Here is a 19,680-nt window from a genome sequence, read left to right on the forward strand (position 1 = left end):
GCAGGCCATGGGAGATGTTCGCCGTGACGGCCTCGACGAACACCTCGTCCGCCGGGACATCGAGGTAGCGGACGCCGGGCTCATTGTCCTCGCCACCCTTCCCCAGGTTGGTGAACCAGGGGCGCTCCCAGAAGTCGTCGGTGGCGATCGGCTCACCCCCCTGCGCCGGGCGCCGCTCCGCGCGGAAGCGTGCCAGCCCCGTCGTGTCCCCGAGGCCGAAGGACACGGCGAAGACGTGGGCCATGACGGCGTCCAGCGGATCGGGGCTCTCATGGTGCACGGGGGCCAGCGGCAGCAGGACCGCGCCCGGCTCGAGCGCCGGGCGGCGCGGGGGACGCGTCAGCAGGGCGACGCGCTGCTCGTTGCGCAGCAGCCACGAACTGGCCGCGTTCTCCCGCCGCAGCACCCACTGCTGCCCCGGCAGCCGTACCTCCACCGAGCTCTTGGACTTCCGCAGCTTCTTCTTGAGGACGACCTGCGCCGTGGCGTCGCCGACGGTCATGCGCAGGCCGTTGGAGGGGTCGGGGGAGTCCCGGTGGAAGCCGGCGGGCGCCCGCAGCCGTACGACGGGGGCGTACGGTCCCCACACATCGACGCGTACCAGCCGCCGGTCCACGGCGACGGTGACCGGTCCGGCGGGTCCCGGCGCGAACCGCCGCGCCATCCACAGCGGTACACCCTCGGCGCGAGCCCGGTCCGCCAGGGCGGCCACCTGCTCCGGGCCACCGCACTGACGTACCGCCAGCTCGCCCAAGTTCCGGGAAAACTCAGCTGCCTGACGGACCTTCACCAAAATGGTGGTCCCGGTGGCACGTGTCACCGGGACGACGCCGACCCCGTCCGGCAGCCGCTCCAGCGGGCGCTCCGCTCCGCCGCCCCCGAGCCAGTGGCCGCGCCGGAACGCCTCGGCCATGGCGCCGAGGTTCAGCTCGCTCAGCGGCGTGGTGGTACCACCCCTGCGCAGGCCGGCTTCGGACAGCTCCACGGTTCGCGCCAGCGGGTTCCACGACCGCTCGCTGTAGAGCGCCTGGCTCACATCAACCCCCGTACATCCATGTGCTCGGTCCTACTTGCTGACGGCGAAGCGCATCAGCGCGTGCTCGTCGCCCTGCTTGATCTTCCCCGTCACGTTGATCACTTCGAGCTTCCACGCACCGCCGGCCCGCACGGCCTTGGCCACGGCGCAGCCGTTGTCCTGGGTGAGCAGGCTGGGCCAGATGTCGGCGACCTGCTGCGAGCTGCCGCCGCTCGCGTCGTAGACCTTGAAGCTGATGTTGCGCGCCTTCTGGAAGGAGCTGCCCTTCTTGAAGGCGGCGGCGACGACCACGATCGAGGTGATGTTGGCCGGGACGCGCGCGAACTCGACCGTGACGGTCTCGTCGTCGCCGTCCCCGCGGCCCGTCTGGTTGTCGCCGCTGTGGACGAGGGAGCCGTTGCCCATGGGGTTGAGGGAGTCGAGGCCGGCCAGGCGCACCGGATCCGAGCCCTGCATGGCGATGGCTATCAGGTCGAGGTCCGTGCCGGCCTTGCGGCGGAGCAGGCCCATGACACCGCCGCTGCTGCCGGCCGTGGGATCCCAGGACACACCGATGGACAGGTGAGTCACCCCGTCCAGGTCCGCCGGGCCGTCTTCCTTGGTGAGCGTGATCATGTGTGGAGCAACTTTCTGTGCATGGGACTACACCACACACAGAGTGTGCCTGGCACCCATGTGGTTCCACGCAACGGGTCCCATTGCCGTAACGGGCCGGAAGCGCCCCAGCACGGCAGGGCGGCAGCGAGCGCGGTGCGGGCGCTCCGGGGCAGCCGGTTACGCCGATGCCCCACCCTGACCACCCGGACCCACCCGTCTCGACCCGTACCGAATGGAACATTCCGCCCCTACGGTGCCTGGCCATGGACTTCACGCGAAGAACGATCCTGCGCGGTCTGGCCGCAGCGCCCCTGGCCGCCACCGCCGACGGCCTCCTCGTACCGCCCGCGGCACAGGCCGCGCCCGGCGGTTTCGCCCTGGCGATGCGGCTGAGCCCGTCGGAGCACCACCGCAACTGGTCCGCGGCGGCCGACACCCTGCGCCGCCGTCTGGAACCCGCTGACCTGGTCAGGGACGTGCTGCGGCAGCCGCGGCGCGCGGGTGGCCCGGTGGGCGACTGGCGGGACGGGGCCGGCAAGGGCGCCGAACCCACCGGCTTCGACTACGGTTTCTCCTGGGACCCGGACACCAAGGACCCGCACGGCAAGCTGGACGGCAACACCGCTCAGTGGTATCCGCAGGGCATCAGCACCAGCGTCGACGGCTACGGCGGCACGGTGGGTGGCCGGAAGGTCGTCGCGGTCAGCTGGTACGGCTACGAGAACTACGAGAACCGGGGCGCCCGGATCACTTTCATCGATGTGACCGGAGACCCGAAGCGGCCGCGCTACGAGCACGTGCTGCTGGTCGAGCCCAGTCAGCTGCACAGCTCGGACACCGCCACCTTCAACCCGGTGATCATGCACGCGGGAGGCGTGGCCTGGGTCGGCAACTTCCTCTACGTAGCCAACCTGCCCGGCCGACTGGCGCCTTTCAAACAGGGCGGGGTGAGCGCTTTCGACCTCGCCCGGATGGTCAGGGTGAAGGGAGCGGACAAGCGCAAGGCCTTCGGCTACGACTACATCCTTCCGCTGCACCACCTGTACGAGAACCAGGGCGGCAGCACGCTGCGGCACTCGCAGTTGTCACTGGACCGCACCCGCCGCAACGCACCCCACTCCCTCGTCGTCAGCGAGTTCCTCGAGGGCAGCAGGGGAAGAGTCGTGCGCTGGAACCTGAGCGGGACCGGCTACCTGACCGACGGGCAGTCCGACGAGAACTGGACGTCCGAGTCCTACGTCCAAGGCGCGGTCGCGGTCGGCGGCGACGCCTACTACGCCGCCAACGTCCGCGGCAGAAAGGGCCCGGAGGACACCAGGCTGCGCGCCCCGAAGGCCGGCCAGCTGTGGCTGCACAAGGGTCGCACGGGCCGCCCGAAGAAGAACGGAACGCTCGCCATCGGCCCCGAGGACCTCAGCTACGACGCGGGCCGCCTCTGGTGCCTGGCCGAACACCCGGCCCTGCGGCGCGTCTACCGCGTCAGACTCCGCCGCTGACAGCCGCGGCCCGCGTCGTCGGCCTCACCCGCCGGAGGCGAGCTCGGCGAGCTCGGCGAGGTGGCGCAGTGAGTTGACGAGGTGCTCGGGGCCGAACGGCGGGAAGTGGAGGTACTCCCGGATGGACCGCGGCACTGCCGACCAGTCGTAGGTGAGGGTGACCTCGGTTTCGGAGGGGCCGAGCGGCGTCAGGTCGTACCGCCACGTCCAGCCGCCGAACTCCAGGCGGCCGTCGTCCTTCTCCTGCCCGGTCAGCCAGCCGATGGCGCGCAGCGGGTCGAGTACGTGGACCTTGTTGGCCACCTGGTAGTGACCGTTCGGATGGCCGGGGTGATACATGTCCATCCGGAAGATCTGCCCCGGCTCGGTCAGCGGCGCCGGTTCGGCAGCTTTCTGCACCCAGCCGGTGCCGTCGATCGCAGCATGTGCCGTCGGGTCCGCCAGCACCGCAAATACCCTCGCGGCGGGCACGGCGACGGTCAGGGTGGCGCTTACGTTCTCCTGGTCCACGGTGTGCACGCCTTGTCGTCTCCGCTGGTCAGTGAGCGGTATCGGTGTCTTCGAAGTAGGAGTCGAGTACGGTGTCCAGTTCCGTCGCCCACTGCCGGCGGAGGTTCCGCTTGGGTGCCTCGACGTGAACGTGGTAGCTGCGCCGGTTGGTGGTGTACACCCTCACGGTGAGCCGGCGGTCGAACCGCGGAGTGTCCGTCTCCACCGCGCCGATCTCCGACCAGTCGAACTCGGCCGTCTCGTCGTCCAGCCGGAACGTGACGCCGGAGCTGTCGACGGTGATCGAGCTGCGGCGGTCGGACACCTCGAAGACCGGCCCGTCGGCAACCGGTCGCGGCTCCTCATCGGCGACAGCCGCTTCCGCTTCTGCTTCCGTTTCTGCTTCTGCTTCTGCTTCCGTTTCCGGGTTCGGTTCTGAAGCAGCGACGGCATCGGCACCCGGTACGACGTCCGCAGGCACCGTCGCAGGCTCCTCGGCCTCGGCAGGGCGGGGCGGGGTGAGGCCGGGGATGAACGCCGGGTCGGTTCCGGCGGCGTGCAGGGGCGGGCTGCTCTGGCCCAGGCGGTGTTCCACGGCGGGCAGTATGGCCGATAAACCAGCCCAAGCGATAGCCGCCCGGCTGCGGGCGCGGTCACGCGGCCGCGTCCTGCCCGGCTTCGGCGCACGCCCGGCACAGCGAGGCGACGGGCGGCTCACAGGACCTTCATCCCCGGTCGCTGGTGAGGTCTTCGAGATGGCCCAGGGCGCGTTCGGGCCGTAGATCCCCCAGATAGCGGCTGGTGGTGTTCCCCCAGGTGTCGTACCCGTACATGCCTGCCTTGAGGGCATCGATCCAGGCCGGAACCGTTTCATGGTATTCCGGGCCCAATACGGCGAGGATCTGGGGGACGTCGCGTTCCTCCATGGTGCAGAACCGCTCGATCATCGCGTTGCCGTTGCGGCGCACTCGCTCGATCGCCTCCTCCGTCTCCAGGCCCTCTTCGCGAGCGGTGATGCAGATCAAGTTGTTGACCTCGCCGTGTGCGGTCTCCTTGTGGAAGGAGTGCAGGTCGTTGCTGTGCATGAGGATGTCGGACGAGAGCTGCCGCAGGACACGGAGCTGGGGACAGCCGCTGACTTCCTCGGGAACCTCGAAGCCGCCGAACCGTTCGATGGAGTCGGTGGAGGTCTCCGCGCCTACGGTGTAGCGGCGCACGGCGAGGTAGGTCTCCATCGTGTGGAGGGTGCCCCGCTCGCGTTCCACGGCCTCGCCGATCTGGCCGTGGAAGTACTGCCGCCAGTGCCGCCCCGCCCGCTCCCGCCAGATAGGGGACATGCCCCGAACAAGGCGCCGCCAGATGTCGGCGAAGGCGACCATGACCGGCGCGCTCGAATCCGTCACGCCGTCCGTCCGGGTGATGGCGGCCAGTTCCTTCTGGATGCGGAGCACTTCGCCGGGGTGACGACCCAGTTCGGCATCGAACTGATCGTCGAAGAAGAAGTAGAAAGTGATCGTGTCGGTAGCCAGGTCGGCGGCCTCACCCCGGGCGTACGGCCAGTACAGGCACGCCTGCTCCGGCCAGGCGCACGCTTTCCAGTAGGCGATGGCTTTCGGGCCGTTCACCAGCCCTGTCCTCCTGGCCCAGGCCAGACCGTGGGCGCGAGCACGCTCCAGGTCCGCACTGATGCGGTGGGGGAAGGGCATGACCAGCCCGGAGGCCGTCACGTTGCCTCCCCTGTACGGCTGACGGCCCGCAGGACCAGGCCGTCCGGCTTGAGCACCGCCACCGGTCTCGGCCGGACCCGCTTGCCCGGCACCGGTCGCATCCGCCAGCGCCCCGCCAGCGTGGCGAGCTGGATCGTCATGGCCTGCAGAGCAAAGACGTCACCGATGCATTTGTGCGGACCGGCCCCGAACGGGATCACGGCCTCGCGGCGGATGGGAGCCGCGTCCGCGGCCCAGCGCCCGGGATCGAACCGGTACGGCTCCTCGTACAGGTCGCTGCGGTGGTGGATGATCCAGTGGCTGTACATCACCGCCGAACCACCCTTGACGGCGTGGCCGCCCAGCGTGGTGTCACGAGTGACCGTGCGGGTCAGCATCCACACCGGCGAGTACCGGCGCAACGTCTCCCGGATCACCCGCCCCGTCAGGTCAAGGCGGGGAAGGTCCTCGAACCGCGCCGTGCGGCCGCCCAGCACCTCATCGGCCTCCGCGTGCAGTGCCTCCTCGACCTGCGGATGCCGGGTCAGAGCGTGCAAGGCCCAGGCGACGGTGGCGCCGGTCGTCTCCGCCCCGGCGACGAAGAACGCCACCACTTGGTCGGCGATCTCGTGGTCGGTGAGCGCCCCGTCCTGCTGGGTGCGGGTGGCGATGAGCATGGACAGCAGATCGCCCTGGTCGTCGCCGCGCCTGCGGTGGTCGGCAATGATGCGCGCCACTGACGCACGCAGGCGGCGACGTGCGGCGTCGTAACGGCGGTTGAAGGGCGCCAGCAGCCAGGCCACGCCGGGCGGCGTGAAGGCCCGCCAGTACATGCCGTTGAACACGGTGTGCAGGTCGGCCACCACCTGCCGGAACGTGGTGTCCGGAAGGCTGCCGCCGAACATCGCGGCGGCGGTGATGCGGGCATTGAGCTCCATCATGGCGTCGGTGACGTTGATCTCCTGCCCGTCACGCCACCCTCGGAGCGTGCGGGCCGTCTGCTCGGTCATCACCTTCCCGTAGCCGTCCATGCGGGAGTGATGGAAGGCCGGCTGCGTCAGGCGCCGCTGGCGGCGGTGCTGGGTGTGCGGACAGGTGATCAGTGAATTGCCGACGACTTCCCGCGCTCGCTCGAAGATCGGGCCGCCTTTGTCGAATAAATGGTCGTTGACCAGGACTTCATGGGTCAGGTCCGGGTCACAGACGACCAGCACGGTGAACGGGCCGGCTTTGATGCGCACCAGGTCGCCGAGGCCGGCCAGCCCGTTCAGGAAGGAGAGGGGCGAGCGCAGCAGGGGAATCGCGTGACCCACCAGTGGCATCGCCCCGGGGGCCGTGGCGAGGGTGGCCGGGAATGCGGCGCTACTGGTCATCTCTGCTCCTTCTGCGGCCGGCTCCGGATGCGTTCGCCCGCGATCAACAGGCACTGGAAACTGCCGCCTCGCTAAGAGGAAGGAATCTCCTTCGACCCTGCCCACCGACGAGCTTTCCATCAGGCTTTCCACCGGAAGGGGAATTAAGCGGTCGCCCACCTCACCCACCCGGAGCACTTGGAGAACACGAGTGCCCCTGTTCCGTACCCTTCGAGAGAAACGGATCCAGTCGTCCGGCGGCGCCACTCTCCCCGCCCGCAGGAGCCCCGGCCCGGCCCGGACGGCCCGTCCAACGAGGGCGTGTCGGTGAATCCGGCCGGGGCGTTCGCGCCTAAGGACTGATCCGGGCGAAACGCGGCCAACCGCTGCGCCGCCCGAAGCGCCTCTACGGCTGATTCCAGCGCAAAGTAAGGTGGAATCCCATGTCGCGAACTCGCGCCGGCACAAGGAGGCGGAATGCTGGCCAACTCGTCAGCGCTGGCGGCCGGAAGGCGTCATTCGGTCGGACGGCGCTGGGATGGAACCGTTCTCGCGGTGGGCAATACCGCAGCCGCTGAGTGTCGTGTCGAGCGATGGGAAGACGTCACCGCGGTGGCAGCCGGCAACGTCCATACCGCGCCGAACACGGGCAGGTCTCATACGGTGGCACTCCGGTCGGACGGCAGAGTGCTGGCGACGGGGTGGAACGGCGATGGGCAATGTGATGTCGCCGGATGGCAAGGCGTCACGGCGGTGGCCGCAGGCTGGCGCCGCACGCTCGGGCTACTCGCGAATGGTCGCGTGCTAGCAGCTGGCCGGAGTTCAGAGGGACAGTGCGACGTGCAGTCCTGGCGCGAGATGGTCGCTCTCTCGTGTGGTGACTGGCACTCGGTCGGCGTCCGGTCGGACGGTTCTGCAGTGGCCGCGGGGAACAACCGACGACGGCAGTGCGCCGTTGAAGGGTGGCGTGACCTGGCCGCCGTTTCGGCCGGGTACCTCCATACCGTCGGCCTGAGAGCCGACGGGCGGGCAGTAGCTACCGGAGACCGGGCAACCGGGGCGTGCGAGGTCGATGAATGGGAAGACGTGGTGGCGCTCGACGCGGGCAGTTACCACACCGTCGGGGTCACTGCGTCCGGGTGGGTCCTCGCAGCGGGAGACGACAGCTACGGACAGTGCGAAGTCGGCGACTGGCGCGACATCGTCGCCGTGGCGGCCGGTTCCACGCACACCCTTGGCCTGCGTGCCGACGGCACAGTGGTGACCGCAGGGAACAATGCCGACAGACAGTGCGAAGTCGACGCGTGGTCCGGAGTCCGGCTTCCATAGGCTTCCGAGCCGCGCCAAGGCGAACTGCCATGCCGTCATTCGCGAGCCTCACGGACCTCATATCGAACCCTGACCCGGCAGGTCAGCCGCAAAGGTCTCGCGCTTGCGTGGAAAGCCGAACCTGATCCTCGATCAGCTGGGCTTCCGCGAGGCCCGCGCTACCCCAGGTCGAAGGTGTTGGGCAGCCCCAGCCGGTAGCGCACCTCGTCGACCCGCTTCAGGGGCTCCATTTCCGGCGGCCGGAACAACTCCCGGATGTGACACCGTTCAGCGTCCGAATTCTCTACGTCCAGGAGCGCGTTGACCGCACGTCGCGCGGACTCGTTGGCGCCCTCCATGGTCGCCAGGTCCACATCCGTGCGGACGTAGTCACCCGCGAGGAAGAAGTTCGGCACCTTTGTCCTCGCCGACGGGCGGTGGTACAAGGTGCCGGTGGGGTGAATGAGGAGCTGTTCGCGATTCTGCGGATCGGGGCCGCCCAGGCCCGCCACCGCCGGGTCCATGAACCAGCCGAGCCGGTCCCCGTCCCTGAGCGTCGTCTTCCCGGAGTCGTTCAGCGCGTCCTTCAGCTGGGCCCACAGTTCGGCGACGATCTCGTCCTTGCTGCACTCACGGGCCGTCTTGCCGTACAGGATGCCGGGCTTGTCCCACTCGGAGATGATCGTGGACAGGCACTCGCGGGCCTGCCCGTCCCCGTAGTCGCGCGAAAAGTTCCGTACGTCCCAGAACTGCGTCTGTCCGATTGCGGTGACCGCCCACGGCGAGTCGAGGCAGTTGATGTGGCCGTGCACGACGGGGGTGGGCGTGCGCAGGTAGAACATCACGCCGGTCATCCAGTCCGTCTTCAGCGCGTCGCAACGCCCGAGCTGCGGGTCGGCGGCGCGCAGAGCCGGGCCCCAGGTCGCGCGCGCGTGCTCGACCGGCAGGGCGGAGACGTAGTGGTCGGCGGTGATGGTGCGCTGCCGGCTCCCGTCACGCGCCGCGACCCGTACCCCGGTCACCCGGCCTCCGCCGCACACCACCTCCCGGACCTCGGTGCCGAGCACGAACTCGACGCCCAGGGAGCGCAGATACGTCTCCCAGGGATCGATCCACGCCTCACTCGTCGGCGCGTTCAGTACCCGGTCGATGTCCGCGTCGCCGTCCATGCCGCGGCCGAGCAGGCCCCACAGGAGGAGGGCCTCGATGATGACGCGGCCGACGGTACGGGTGGAGGCGACCTCGGCGCGGGTGGCGACGAGGTTGCGGGTCTGGCCGATGCCGAGGACCACCTGGTACTCGCGGCTCATCTCGCCGGCCCGGATGAAGTCCCACCACGCGACCTTCTCCCACTGGCCCTCGCGGCGGGCGTCGCAACTGGTGAGGTGGACCAGGAGGCGGTCGGCGAAGTAGGCGGCCTCGTGCGCGGGCAGGCGAGTGGCCAGGTCCAGCACCGACAGGATCTGGTCGCGGATCCAGGACGGGGTGAGGCCGCCGAGGGCGGGTGGGGTGGTGACCCGGCGGAGCGGAAAGTGCAGGTCCGGGCGGCCCGAGCCGCGCGCGAACAACGCCTCCGTACCGCTGCGGAGGTTGCCGCGGACGCCGTCCGCGCTGCCGGGAAAGGGGATGCGGCGCATGGTGTCCGGCAGATTCCGGTAGAAGCCGGGGAAGAAGCGGAAACCGTGCTCACCGGGAAGCGGTTTGCGGACGCCGGTTCCGGTCCCGGGGACGTCCATGGAGCGGGCCTTGCCGCCGAGGGCGTCGTGGTACTCGTAGACCGTGACCTCGTAGCCGCGTTCGGCGAGTTCGTGTGCGGCACTGAGGCCGGAGACTCCACCACCGAGGACGGCGACGCGCTTGCCGGCGGAGGCCGCGGCCGCGCTCCCGGCAGCCCCTACGACGCCGACCGTTCCCCCACCGGCGACTCCGGCGACTCCGGCGACTCCGGTGACCGCTCCCGCGGTCGCTGTCAGGAAGCGTCTGCGGCTGTGCTCGCTGTGCCCCTGGGACTGCTGCGCGTGTTCTGTTGTCATGAGTACCAGAGGGTAGGGAAGGTTCCCAGGGGCCAGGAGCCGCATGACCTGTCACCCACAGCATCCTCACAAAGACAAGGAGAGAGCGCCGGCGCCTGCGCAGTGAGACCGGCTTCGCTCCAGCCCCCGAGACATAGGGCGCCAGCGCTCATGAAAATATGCCCCCGGCGGGGGTGGTGCTGACCTCCTCGAACGAACCAGCCGAAAGGTGACTTACATGGGGGACATACCGGCCGAGCGACGTCGCATCTCGCAGTCGCCTCCGCCCGAGCTCGTCGCGGAGGCGGCTGCGAACCCGGGCGGCTCGGTTGCGGTGATCGACCCTGATCTCGTCAGTGACCCCAACGGCTACGTCCCAGGGGAAGCGGTCCGCGGTGTCTGGAGGGTCGGGGAGGACGGGAAGCTGACCGGCGAGTTCGTGAAGAATCCGAACTACGGCCCGCCCAAGGACGACTTCACCAAGCTCACGGATTCCGAGCACTGGCTGGACTGGCTCGGTGAACAGCCCGCCGTCGCAGTGCGCGACTCGATCGCAGGGGTCTTGGACGGACAGGTCCCTGGAACGGTTGTGGAGTGGATCAAGGTCCTGGACGTTCCGCGATACCTCACCGGAGGCCGCCTCCAACCGGACGATCCGAGCCACATGATCGTCACCCGGGTCGGCATTGCCCTGTCCTTCGCGCTCTCCGTGACCAGCCCCGGGCGCAGTCGGGAGATTCTCCATGGTGCGTTCTCCTGGGTCGCCGTCAGACTTGACGAGCCCGGCCGACGCGAGGACCGGGTCTGGCTCGACCTGGGAACTGACCTGGACCGGGCCGAGACGGAACTCCGCGACCGGATCTACAGCGTCGGCCAGGCCCCTTCCCATCCTTGACTTCATGTCTTCTGGGTGGGCACCTTCCCGGAGGCCTCAGCGTCGGTGTCGTACTGGGAGGCCTGCAGACGGTACAGCTCGCGGTAGTGCCCATTCTCATGGAGCATGAGCTCCTGGTGGGAGCCGGACTCCAGCAGAGTGCCTTCGTGAAGAACGTAGATCATGTCCGCGGAGGCGGTCGCGGCGAGCCGGTGCGTGATGAGCAGGACCGTGGTGATGCCGTCGTCCGTCAGCGACCGAAGTGACTCGAACATCTCCACTTCGGCCCGGGCGTCGAGTGCTGCGGTCGGCTCGTCCACGATGACCAGGTGTCGCCCGCGATACACCAGTCGCGCGGCCCCGACGCGCTGCCACTGTCCGCCGGAAAGCTTCACCCCGCGCTCGAAGCCCTTCAGGGCGATGGAGTCGAACTGGTGCGGCAGCTCCTCGATCACCGTTCGGATGGCCGCGCGCTCGGCCGCCGCCGCGATCGCCGTGCGGTCCATCGGCTTGTCGCCGTCGCCGATGTGGATGTTCGCGCCCACCGTCATGGGCCAGCAGTTGACGTCCTGGGGCAGCAGCGCCACCTGGTCGAAGATGCTCTCCCGGTTCGCCTCGCGGACCTCCACGCCGTTGTACGTGACCGTGCCGTGCGTGGGCAGATACAGGCCGGCGACGACGCCGGCGAGGGTGGTCTTCCCGGAGCCGTTCTCTCCTACCAGCGCCACGACCTTGCCCTTGGGGATCGTCAAGGACAGCTCACGCAGCGCGTACTTCTCGGTGTTGGGGTACCGGAACGACATGCCGGTTACTTCGACCTCAAGGCCACGTCCCGTAATGAGGGCACCGTCCGAGGGAATGCGGTGCTGTGCCCCGAGCCGGATGGCTTCGTTCATGTCCTTCAGGTACAGCGACTCCTCGAACATGCGGTTCAGCTGGCTGACGACCGAGTTCAGGTAGCTGGTCGCGCTACGGATGGCAACGACGGCCGTGCCTGCGGCGGCAAGCGGCATGCCGCCGGCCACCAGGAGCCACCACAGGATCGCGTAGGCAACGACGCGTGCCGTGCCGGACATGGCGGCCGCCACGATCTCCGTGTTGGCCTCAGCGCCCGCGAGTCGTGCTTTCTCCTTCGCTGCCGTGGCCCCCATGTCCTTCTGCGCACGCAGCAGCAGCCGGCCGGCGCCGTGCACGCGCAGTTCGGGCGTGGAGTTGGCCTGCGTGAGGGGGTAGACGAGCACGGCGGCGGCACGGGCGTGGTCGACCCACGCGTGGCGGGAGGCGTAGGCGCGGCGCATCACCACCACGGCGCCCCACCAGCGGGGAGCGGCAATCAGCGCGAGCGCGAGGACCAGCAGAGGGTGGAGAGCGGCCAGAACGACGGCGGCTGCGCCCAGGCTCATCAGCCCGCTGATGACGCCTACGGAGTTGTCGAGCATTCGCCGGACCGAATCGGTGCCGTGCTGTCCCAGGGACAGCTTCCGCTGGATGTCCTTGTCCTCCATGGCGGCCATCTCGACATGGGCGAGCATGCTGTAATAGGCGCTCGTGCACGACAGCTCGATCTTCGGATACAGGTGCCCCTCGATGCGCACCATCAGGCATCCGATCAGCACCGAGCCGGTGGACGAAGCGCCACCCAGGAGCAGTGCCGGCAGCGATTCCCTCAGCTTGTCGGGGGTCGGTCCGTCGGCGAAGAGGTGTACGAGGACCTGGTTCGTCGCCACCAGCAAGAATGCTGTCATCACGCCGGAGGCCAGCTGCGCGGCGACGAGCACGAGGAGCGCGCGCGGGTCCTCCCGCCAGGCCACGCGAGTGATCATCGCCAGCATGGAGGGAAACTGCTTCGCCATTGACCAGAACGACATCCGCAGCAGCGGGTTGGCGTACTGGGCCCAGGTCTGGTCGTGGCGCAGGGTGCCGCTGAACAGGAGTTGCTCGCTCTCGGAGAGCGGGGGATCAGTGGGGGGTTTTCGGACCTTCATCGCACCTCCGGTAACCGGATACAGGGGCGAACGGCACGCGGGCCGGTAGAGGCCGACTCTTCTTGCGGCCTGTGCATGGCCAGGTGCTTGATCGAGGCGACCCGTGTCCGGTCGGCGGGAACCAGGCAGAGGTCAGGAGCGCTCGCATTGCTCCTTCCGTGACGGGACGCTGCGCATCCTTCCGGGCCGGGCACGTGATCGGAAGAGGGTCTGTATTCCACGACGCTGCCAGACTCTTCGGGAGCCCGCGCCTTTCCCACTTCAGCCGACAGGGTGCCCCGTGGGTAGCGTCAGGCTATGGCCGCGAGTCGCCGCGGCAGACCGCCCGCGATGCGCTGGCCTTCGATGACAAGCCGCCGCACGTGCAGGTCACCGTCACCGCCGTCCACGAGGTAGGGATTGACAACCACCACATCTCGAGTGCTCGCGCGTCCAACAGCCATCAGGGATCTGGCGGCCCCTCGTGCATGGACTCAGCCGTGGCAGGCAAGGATCTCGGCGTGCCCGACCCCGACGGCGGAGGGCAGCCGGCCGAAGCTCCGGTTCCGGTACCTGCAGGACGATGGAAAGTCCGTGCACTCCACAAGACCGGCGAATTCCTCTGGTTGGGCGTGCAGTACAACGCCGCCCTATGCCAGTAGTCCTGACGTGGCCCGGGTGTCGCGCGGTCGCCGGTGTGCCACCGGCCCGAAGTGGCTGTGGCCCGAGCGCATCCGGCCGGGCGCCCACCAGTAGCCGATGACGGCCCGTTGATCATCTGCGGTAACACTTTCGTCGGCCGCCGCGCCCGACTCTTCTCTGAGCCGTGGGGCCGGATACCCCCAGTGCCATGACGGCCCCGGGGGCATCCGCCGCTTACGTCAGGCCGGGCTCAACTGCCCAGTGGCCGGTAGGCCGAGTTGAGTTGGTCGAGAGACCAGCCTGGGGTGCCAGGGCGGCAGCTCAGCGTCGTGTCGGCCGTGCGGGACGCGTTGGTGCCGGTGTTGAAGTTGGTGTTGGGGGTATTGGGCAGTAGGCCCATGTAGTACTGCCCGCCCGACGTCCACACGCATTGGTGCAGGTTGAGGTAGCGGTTGTCGGTCAGGTCGAATGACTGCACGGCGGAGTTGGCCGGCAGCAGCCTCCAGCCACCCCCTCCCGGGCTGCAGGTCAGCGTGGTGTCCGCAGTGTTGGAGACGTTGGTGCCGGTGTTGAAGTTGGCGTTCGGTGTGTTCGGGAGTACGGCTGTGTAGTGCTGCCCGGCTGAGAAGTACACGCACTGGTGCAGGTTCAGGTACCGGCCGGCGGTGAGGTCGAAGGCCTTGACCGCTGAGTTGGCGGGAGCGGAACGCCAGCCCCCGCCCCCTGGGCCGCACGAGAGCGCCGTGTCCGGTGTGTTGGAGGCGTTCGTACCTGTGTTGAATGCCGTGTTCGCCGTGTTCGGCAGCACGTTCGTGTAGTGCCCGCCACTGCCGACGTAGACGCATTGGTGGAGGTTCAGATAGCGTTCGGCCAGCCGTGGCCCGGGCTGCTTCGCCACGGCGGTGCTTGCCAGGGTCAGGGCGACGGCCCCTGCAACTGCCGCCGCGACAACGGAACATCTGCGCATGGCGCACTCCTCCTGATCCGACGCCGCCCATCAGGGCATGTACGCACCAAGCTACTGATGCGAAGCCCGGCGGAGGTACGTGAGCGCACGGTGTACCCGTATGGCTCATCGCTCGGGTGTGAGTGCGACGAAGCGCTGCCCGGCGTAGCCGGACCGACGGTAAACGATCTCCGAGGTGTCTTGGGTCAGACCAGATCGGCGAGCTCGATCTCCGGATTGAGCGAGGCGACGATGTGCGGCGCCAGTGGGCGCCGGCCAGCAGGGCGCGGACGGCGCGGACGGCGTCGACGTCGACAGGGGGCCCGTAGTACTGGGACGCCCATGTCGCGTATGCCTCCGGTGAACGTCCACGAGGAGCTCGAAGAGGACGTCCGCGCCGTCCGGGCCATCACGCCGGTTGAGTACGGCGTCCAGCGTCGCGAGGCCACGGTAGTGGCCGCGAAGGTGATGGCGGATGTCGGCCCCGGGTCCCGGAGGCGGTCTCCCAGCCGCCACACTCATGTCAGTGCCTGATGGGAGGCTGTTCGGTGTACGGCGGCGATACCCCGCCACCGCATCGCACGGGAGGGGAACAGCGTGACACCGAAGGAAGACAGCCGGGGTGCGGGGGCGCGGGAGTGCCTGGGCAACGGTGCCCGCTCGGGTACCGAGGACGAGGGCACGTCCGCGCATCCGGCGGTGCCGTTTGTGGCGCCACCCGCCGAAGAGGAGGAATTTGCCTGGTACTTCGATGGCGAGCCGGTGGGCGGCACGGTGGGTCTGTGGCAAGTGCTGATGGATGATCAGCTGGAGTTTGTGGAGGAACTCCTCGCGGCCGGCGCCGATCCTTGGCAACCGGTGCTCGGCGGTTGGTCCCCGGGACGGCTCACTCTGGCCGGCCCGAGGCCGGAGCTGCTTGCAGTGCCGGAAGGGCAGCAGGGACTGGACGCTGACGAGCGTGCGGCGGTGCTCGAGGCCGAACGGCTCCGCGCTGCGCTGGCAGACTGCCACCATGAGGGCTTGGGTCTGGTGTGCGTGGCCGGTATCGACGCTCGGGAAGCGATACGCCGCTTGAACGCTACCCCCGTGCTCGGCAGCAGGCTGCAGACCCTTGAGGAGGATGCTGTGGCCGGCCACGCCTTCGATGACGACCTGCGGATCGTCGGAGTGACCACGGTGCCGGGCGGGTGCATCGTTACGCAGCCCTGGGGCTATATGCCGCAGGTCTCCGGTGTGCAGAAGCGGCTGTCCGCCGGAACTGCCTGCTACGGCCTGTATGCCAACGCCAAGAGCGGCAACCAGGGCAGCGTCGTCCGTGACGGTGTCATCGAAGGATCGGTCCTCCACCCAGGCGGCGGTCCGAACCCGTTCGACACGGTCACCTCCGAGGATGTCCTGCTTGCTTACCTCTACCGCGATCACCCCCTAGCCCACGCCTGTGCATGGGTGGGACTGCGCCCGACTGACGCACGCGCCATGACCGGGCAACCGGACGCCTGGGTTGAACTGCCGGAATGCGACTGGGAGAGCTGAGGCCCGCAACACCGTTGGCCGGCCTCCCCGCGGGGGCGCGACGACACCTCAGTGGAGGGCAACGCTGAACGTCGGCCTCCGCCATGCTCAGTCCGCAGAGCCTTCCGTGGGCCTCCTCCTTCTGCCCGGCGAAGAGGCCAGCGGTGGGTCGTCGCCTTCGGTGACGTCGTCGAAGACGTCCACGCCGAAGATGTACACCTCGATGAGTCCACGCCGAAGAGCCCACGGTGAACCCGCGTCCATTCGGCGACGCCGGCCAGCGGGTTTCGTCTGCCTGATCGGTGTGGCAGGATGCCGCGATGTCCCCAGCTCGCGTAGTGCGGAAGTGGTTTCCGCAGGTCGCATGGCCCAAAATGCCCAGCCGGTGCTCCCTCTTTCTTGCGGTCTGGAGCTGCGTCCCTGGCGTCTTTCGGACACCGACGTCTTGGTGGCCGCCGGCCGGGATCCCGCAATTCGGCAGTGGAACCTGCTGCCGGCGCAGACAACGGACCAAGCGCGCCGGCGGATCGAGCGCATGCATGAACGGTGGCAGAGCGAATCGAGCGCGATCTGGGCCATCGCGCGGCCGGGCGGCGGCGAGGCGCTGGGGCTCATCGGGTGGCGCGACATCGACCTCAAGGGTGGAAGCGCCGAGATCGTCTACTGGATTCTGCCACCGGCCCGGGGCGGCGGCGTCGCGGTCGCGGCCGCGCAGGAGGTCAGCCGGTGGGCACTGAACGACCTGGGTCTGCACCGCCTGCGTCTGTGCCACTCGGTGGCCAACCCGGCGTCCTGCCGTGTCGCGGACAAGGCGGGATACTCCTTCGAAGGCACCATGCGCGGCGCGTTGCTGCACGCGGACGGGTGGCACGATCAGCATCTGCACGCCCTCGTTGCGGGTGACATCTGACGGGTGTCGGGGAGTGGCGGACGTGCTGATTCGCTCGCTCAAATCTGGGAAGTTCCTGCCCTGGCGCCCGGCTGCGCGACATGATGCCGATGAAATGACAGGCAGCACGGGAGGGGCCGGTGTGGGCGTCCTGAAGGAGTCGCAATACCAGGACCTGACTGGCTGGCGCGACGGGCAGGACCGGAGCCGGCACGGGTGGGCCGCCAACGGCTACAGCATCGGCCTCAAGGCCGTGGACGCCCTCCGGAAGATCGGACTGTGCGAGATAGCTGACGCCGATACCTTGAGTCGGCTGCGCCCAGGACGGTCACACTGGGCAGCCCGGCTCACCGCCACCGAGCCCCGGCTGCACTCCGTCGCCTACGCGGTGTGGCTGGAGGGCCGCGCACGGTCCGTGGGCCCCGCGAACAGCCTGGCCCGGGGCTACGGCAACCAGTACGAGCGGACGAACCGTAGCTCATGAGCGCACCCGTCGGCACGAGCTGCTTTGCGAGAGGGATCCGGCCCTGTCACAGCCACGAGGAACACGCGGCTGCCGTTCAAGCGGTTCAGGCGTACTTGGCCCCTGGTCGGCCACCACCCCTTCCATGGGACATTTGCTTCTTCGAGGAGCATGTCCTGGGCCGTATCGGCGCGGCCAGCGGGAAATTCAGCAAGGGCGAGCCGCGTCTTTACGTGCTCTCCTTCGCGGGCCCGGTCCCGTACGTGAAGCTCGGACGGACTGCAGACATCTTCGGGCGGATCATGCGCCTACGACACGAGGCCAACATGCATGGAGCCGCCCTCGTCGACGGGTGGGCCTCGCGTTACTCCGCCGAAGCACCACGGTGGGAGCGAAGGCTCATCAATGCCCTACCGGAACGCTCACCAAGGCACTCCAAGGAGTACCACCACGGGGCTGACTTCCAGCAGATCCTCTCCCTGGCACAGAAGATCGTGGAACGTGACAGCCCACCCCCTGCATCGTAGACAACCCTCGTGCCGTGTCCGGTGGTCAGCTGTGGCGGGATCCTTGATCTGCTCGCAATCGAGCGGTCCGGCGCGCTCAGGGAAGACGCAATCAACTTCAGTGGCGGCCGAGGAAGCCTTCGACCACTGTCGCCAGGGCCTCCGGGCTCTCATCCGGGGCGAAGTGGCCGGCGTCGTCGAAGACCTCGAGCTCCGCGTTCGGATACCACTGCAGCCAGGTGGACCGCATGGTTTCGGGGCCCATCGCCGGGTCGTTCGCACCGGCTACGACAAGCACCGGGGTTGGGTTGCCCTCGACCCGCTCGTGGATGTCGGAGCCACGAGTCCAGGATTCGAGGTACGAGCGCAGGGCCGCCGACGAGGAGCGTTCAGAGCCGCTCACTCTGGTATCCAGCCATGCATCGTCATGCCGGCCACCGGTGGTGACGTCAAAGATCGTCCTGCGGTTGCCGGAATCCTCCACGGCCCCGACGAACAGGTCCCACATCTCCCCTTCAAGTGGGAACCCGGACGCGGGTACCGGCGAGATGCCGACGATCGAGCGGACCCGCGAGGGGGCGTCCAGCAACATCAGCTGGACCGCCTTACCGCCCATGGAGTGACCGATGACCGAGAAGGTGTTCCAGCCGAGGTCGTCGGCCACGGCGAGTGCGTCCGCCGCGATCTCCTCCATCGTGTACGTGCCGGGGGTGTCCATCGCCTCGCCGTACCCACGGCAGTCCACGAACGCATAACTGAACGCGCTCCCGTCCAGGTACCGCCGCAGATCGGCGAAACTCGACCTGTCGCCGAGCCAGTGGTGGAGTGCGAGAACCCGCTCCGGACCGCTGCCCTGCACCTCGTACGGAATTACGTGTCCAGCTGCATGGCCTGTCACAACGTTGGATCTCCCCCCTCCGGGCCGGGCCGGAATCCCGCCGACTTGAGACTTCGCCCCAACGGCGTATGCATGATGCCGGTCAGCCGTCCATGATCAGGCCGGTACCGGCAAGGCAGCCGTCGACCAGGTCCGGGCAGTACTGGATCTGCTTGGGCTTGTGCTTGACGGCGCGGGTGATCTGGCCGAGGTCGGCTGCGGCGAGGTTGCCGATGTCGCGCTTGACCAGCGACCAGGTGCCCTCTTGCGGGTTCAGGTCCGGCGAGTAACTCGGCAGTCTTCGCACGCGGCGGCGTCATCGACTGGCCGGCTTCGTCCTCGAAGACGATCCAGCCGTTACACGCCGCCGCGGTGCTCTTACCAGCGACCAGGTCTCCAGCCGTGCCGCCTCAGCAGCAGCCAGGTGCCATCCACCGGGTAGCTCACGTGGAACAGCCGGCCGATCAGCGTCATGATCCGGGCCAGTGTCCACCGCTGGTCGGCCCAGCCGTGGACCAGCGGCCCGGGTCCCAACCCCCGTCCCGGCCTGGCGATCTGCTTCTCGTTGAGCCTCGGTCGCCCAGGCGATCCCTTCGACAGGACCCCCGCTTCGCCGCGCTCGCGCCACTGGCGGCGCCACCGCTCCACGGACCGCTCGCTAACCCGCAGCGCGGCAGCGATCTCCCTACTCTTCTGCCCGTCTTCGAAGCGTTTCACGGCCTGAAGCCGGACGCGCCCCCGCACGGCTCTCCCGGCGCCGGTCAACCCGCCGCCCTGTCGTATCTCACGGTCCACGGCTACCGGAGCGGACCGCCCGCCATCAGGTGAACGGCTCCGACATCACCCAATCACGTTCAGTAGTCGCGAACTGAGGTCTACTCCCGCCCGTGCTCGCCGTCAGTAAATCCCGCTAGGGCCTGTCCGGCGGATCATGTGACCTCTCATGGTCGGCCTGACCAGCGTCGATGTCAGTGGTGCACAGTACGCTCCGGGGATGCGAGCTTCAGGAAC

General features: G+C 68.5%; 17 protein-coding genes and 1 pseudogene. 6 read left to right on the forward strand and 12 right to left on the reverse strand.

The features are described 5' to 3' along the window. A partial coding sequence (locus tag ACSNOG_RS25530; RefSeq protein ID WP_436755047.1) for a hypothetical protein occupies positions 1-1,036 on the reverse strand: 1,036 nt, incomplete at its 3' end. Between the two features lie 30 nt (positions 1,037-1,066). Continuing rightward, positions 1,067-1,651 (reverse strand): TerD family protein, encoded by a 585-nt coding sequence (locus ACSNOG_RS25535; protein WP_436755048.1) that lies wholly within the window; start codon positions 1,649-1,651, stop codon positions 1,067-1,069. 245 nt (positions 1,652-1,896) lie between these two features. Here ACSNOG_RS25535 and ACSNOG_RS25540 point away from each other — a divergent pair, with 245 nt between their 5' ends. After that, positions 1,897-3,129, forward strand: coding sequence for a hypothetical protein (locus ACSNOG_RS25540; protein WP_436755049.1), 1,233 nt, complete (start codon positions 1,897-1,899; stop codon positions 3,127-3,129). A 24-nt stretch (positions 3,130-3,153) separates the two neighbouring features. On the opposite strand, the gene ACSNOG_RS25545 is transcribed toward ACSNOG_RS25540, so the two are convergent. The 4 genes from ACSNOG_RS25545 to ACSNOG_RS25560 all read right to left on the reverse strand — a co-directional run bounded on the left by ACSNOG_RS25545 (position 3,154) and on the right by ACSNOG_RS25560 (position 6,697). Next, complete coding sequence (locus ACSNOG_RS25545) at positions 3,154-3,639, reverse strand: SRPBCC domain-containing protein (RefSeq protein ID WP_436755050.1); 486 nt, start codon at positions 3,637-3,639, stop codon at positions 3,154-3,156. 28 nt (positions 3,640-3,667) lie between these two features. Further along, positions 3,668-4,099, reverse strand: coding sequence for a hypothetical protein (locus tag ACSNOG_RS25550; protein ID WP_436755051.1), 432 nt, complete (start codon positions 4,097-4,099; stop codon positions 3,668-3,670). A gap of 244 nt (positions 4,100-4,343) precedes the next feature. After that, positions 4,344-5,345, reverse strand: coding sequence for a terpene synthase family protein (locus ACSNOG_RS25555; protein WP_436755052.1), 1,002 nt, complete (start codon positions 5,343-5,345; stop codon positions 4,344-4,346). Then, on the reverse strand, positions 5,342-6,697 hold the full coding sequence (locus ACSNOG_RS25560; protein ID WP_436755053.1) for a cytochrome P450: 1,356 nt from the start codon (positions 6,695-6,697) through the stop codon (positions 5,342-5,344). Before ACSNOG_RS25560 ends, ACSNOG_RS25555 begins: the two co-directional genes overlap by 4 nt. Before the next feature lie 456 nt (positions 6,698-7,153). Between ACSNOG_RS25560 and ACSNOG_RS25565 the strand changes: the two genes are divergently transcribed. Next, on the forward strand, positions 7,154-8,005 hold the full coding sequence (locus ACSNOG_RS25565; protein ID WP_436755054.1) for an RCC1 domain-containing protein: 852 nt from the start codon (positions 7,154-7,156) through the stop codon (positions 8,003-8,005). A 158-nt stretch (positions 8,006-8,163) separates the two neighbouring features. Here the strand turns inward: ACSNOG_RS25565 and ACSNOG_RS25570 are convergent, their stop codons facing one another. Next, positions 8,164-10,017 carry a hydroxysqualene dehydroxylase gene (locus tag ACSNOG_RS25570; RefSeq protein ID WP_436755055.1) on the reverse strand — a complete coding sequence of 618 codons (1,854 nt, stop codon included), beginning with the start codon at positions 10,015-10,017 and terminating at the stop codon, positions 8,164-8,166. Positions 10,018-10,234: 217 nt separating this feature from the next. On the opposite strand from ACSNOG_RS25570, the gene ACSNOG_RS25575 reads away from it, so the two are divergent. Further along, positions 10,235-10,891: a hypothetical protein gene (locus ACSNOG_RS25575; RefSeq protein WP_436755056.1), complete on the forward strand. Its 657-nt coding sequence runs from the start codon at positions 10,235-10,237 to the stop codon at positions 10,889-10,891. Positions 10,892-10,893: 2 nt separating this feature from the next. Here ACSNOG_RS25575 and ACSNOG_RS25580 read toward each other — a convergent pair whose 3' ends face one another. The 3 genes from ACSNOG_RS25580 to ACSNOG_RS25590 form a co-directional block, all read right to left on the reverse strand. Continuing rightward, on the reverse strand, positions 10,894-12,855 hold the full coding sequence (locus ACSNOG_RS25580; protein ID WP_436755057.1) for an ATP-binding cassette domain-containing protein: 1,962 nt from the start codon (positions 12,853-12,855) through the stop codon (positions 10,894-10,896). A gap of 290 nt (positions 12,856-13,145) precedes the next feature. Next, complete coding sequence (locus ACSNOG_RS25585; protein ID WP_436755058.1) at positions 13,146-13,268, reverse strand: hypothetical protein; 123 nt, start codon at positions 13,266-13,268, stop codon at positions 13,146-13,148. A 458-nt stretch (positions 13,269-13,726) separates the two neighbouring features. Further along, a complete protein-coding gene (locus ACSNOG_RS25590) occupies positions 13,727-14,443 on the reverse strand; it encodes a hypothetical protein (RefSeq protein ID WP_436755059.1) in 717 nt (238 codons plus the stop codon). 576 nt (positions 14,444-15,019) lie between these two features. Between ACSNOG_RS25590 and ACSNOG_RS25595 the strand changes: the two genes are divergently transcribed. The 3 genes from ACSNOG_RS25595 (at position 15,020) to ACSNOG_RS25605 (ending at position 17,307) form a co-directional block, all read left to right on the forward strand. Next, positions 15,020-15,955: an ankyrin repeat domain-containing protein gene (locus tag ACSNOG_RS25595; RefSeq protein ID WP_436755060.1), complete on the forward strand. Its 936-nt coding sequence runs from the start codon at positions 15,020-15,022 to the stop codon at positions 15,953-15,955. Positions 15,956-16,298: 343 nt separating this feature from the next. After that, positions 16,299-16,844: a GNAT family N-acetyltransferase gene (locus ACSNOG_RS25600; RefSeq protein WP_436755061.1), complete on the forward strand. Its 546-nt coding sequence runs from the start codon at positions 16,299-16,301 to the stop codon at positions 16,842-16,844. 94 nt (positions 16,845-16,938) lie between these two features. Next, positions 16,939-17,307, forward strand: a complete 369-nt coding sequence (locus tag ACSNOG_RS25605) for a hypothetical protein (protein ID WP_436755062.1) — start codon at positions 16,939-16,941, stop codon at positions 17,305-17,307. A 603-nt stretch (positions 17,308-17,910) separates the two neighbouring features. Here the strand turns inward: ACSNOG_RS25605 and ACSNOG_RS25610 are convergent. Together ACSNOG_RS25610 and ACSNOG_RS25615 are read right to left on the reverse strand one after the other, a co-directional pair. After that, positions 17,911-18,690, reverse strand: coding sequence for an alpha/beta fold hydrolase (locus ACSNOG_RS25610; RefSeq protein ID WP_436755063.1), 780 nt, complete (start codon positions 18,688-18,690; stop codon positions 17,911-17,913). 82 nt (positions 18,691-18,772) lie between these two features. After that, positions 18,773-19,464, reverse strand: a pseudogene (locus ACSNOG_RS25615) (helix-turn-helix domain-containing protein). Positions 19,465-19,680 lie beyond the last annotated feature (216 nt).

Source organism: Streptomyces sp. URMC 124 (assembly GCF_051386455.1).
Lineage (GTDB): Bacteria > Actinomycetota > Actinomycetes > Streptomycetales > Streptomycetaceae > Streptomyces.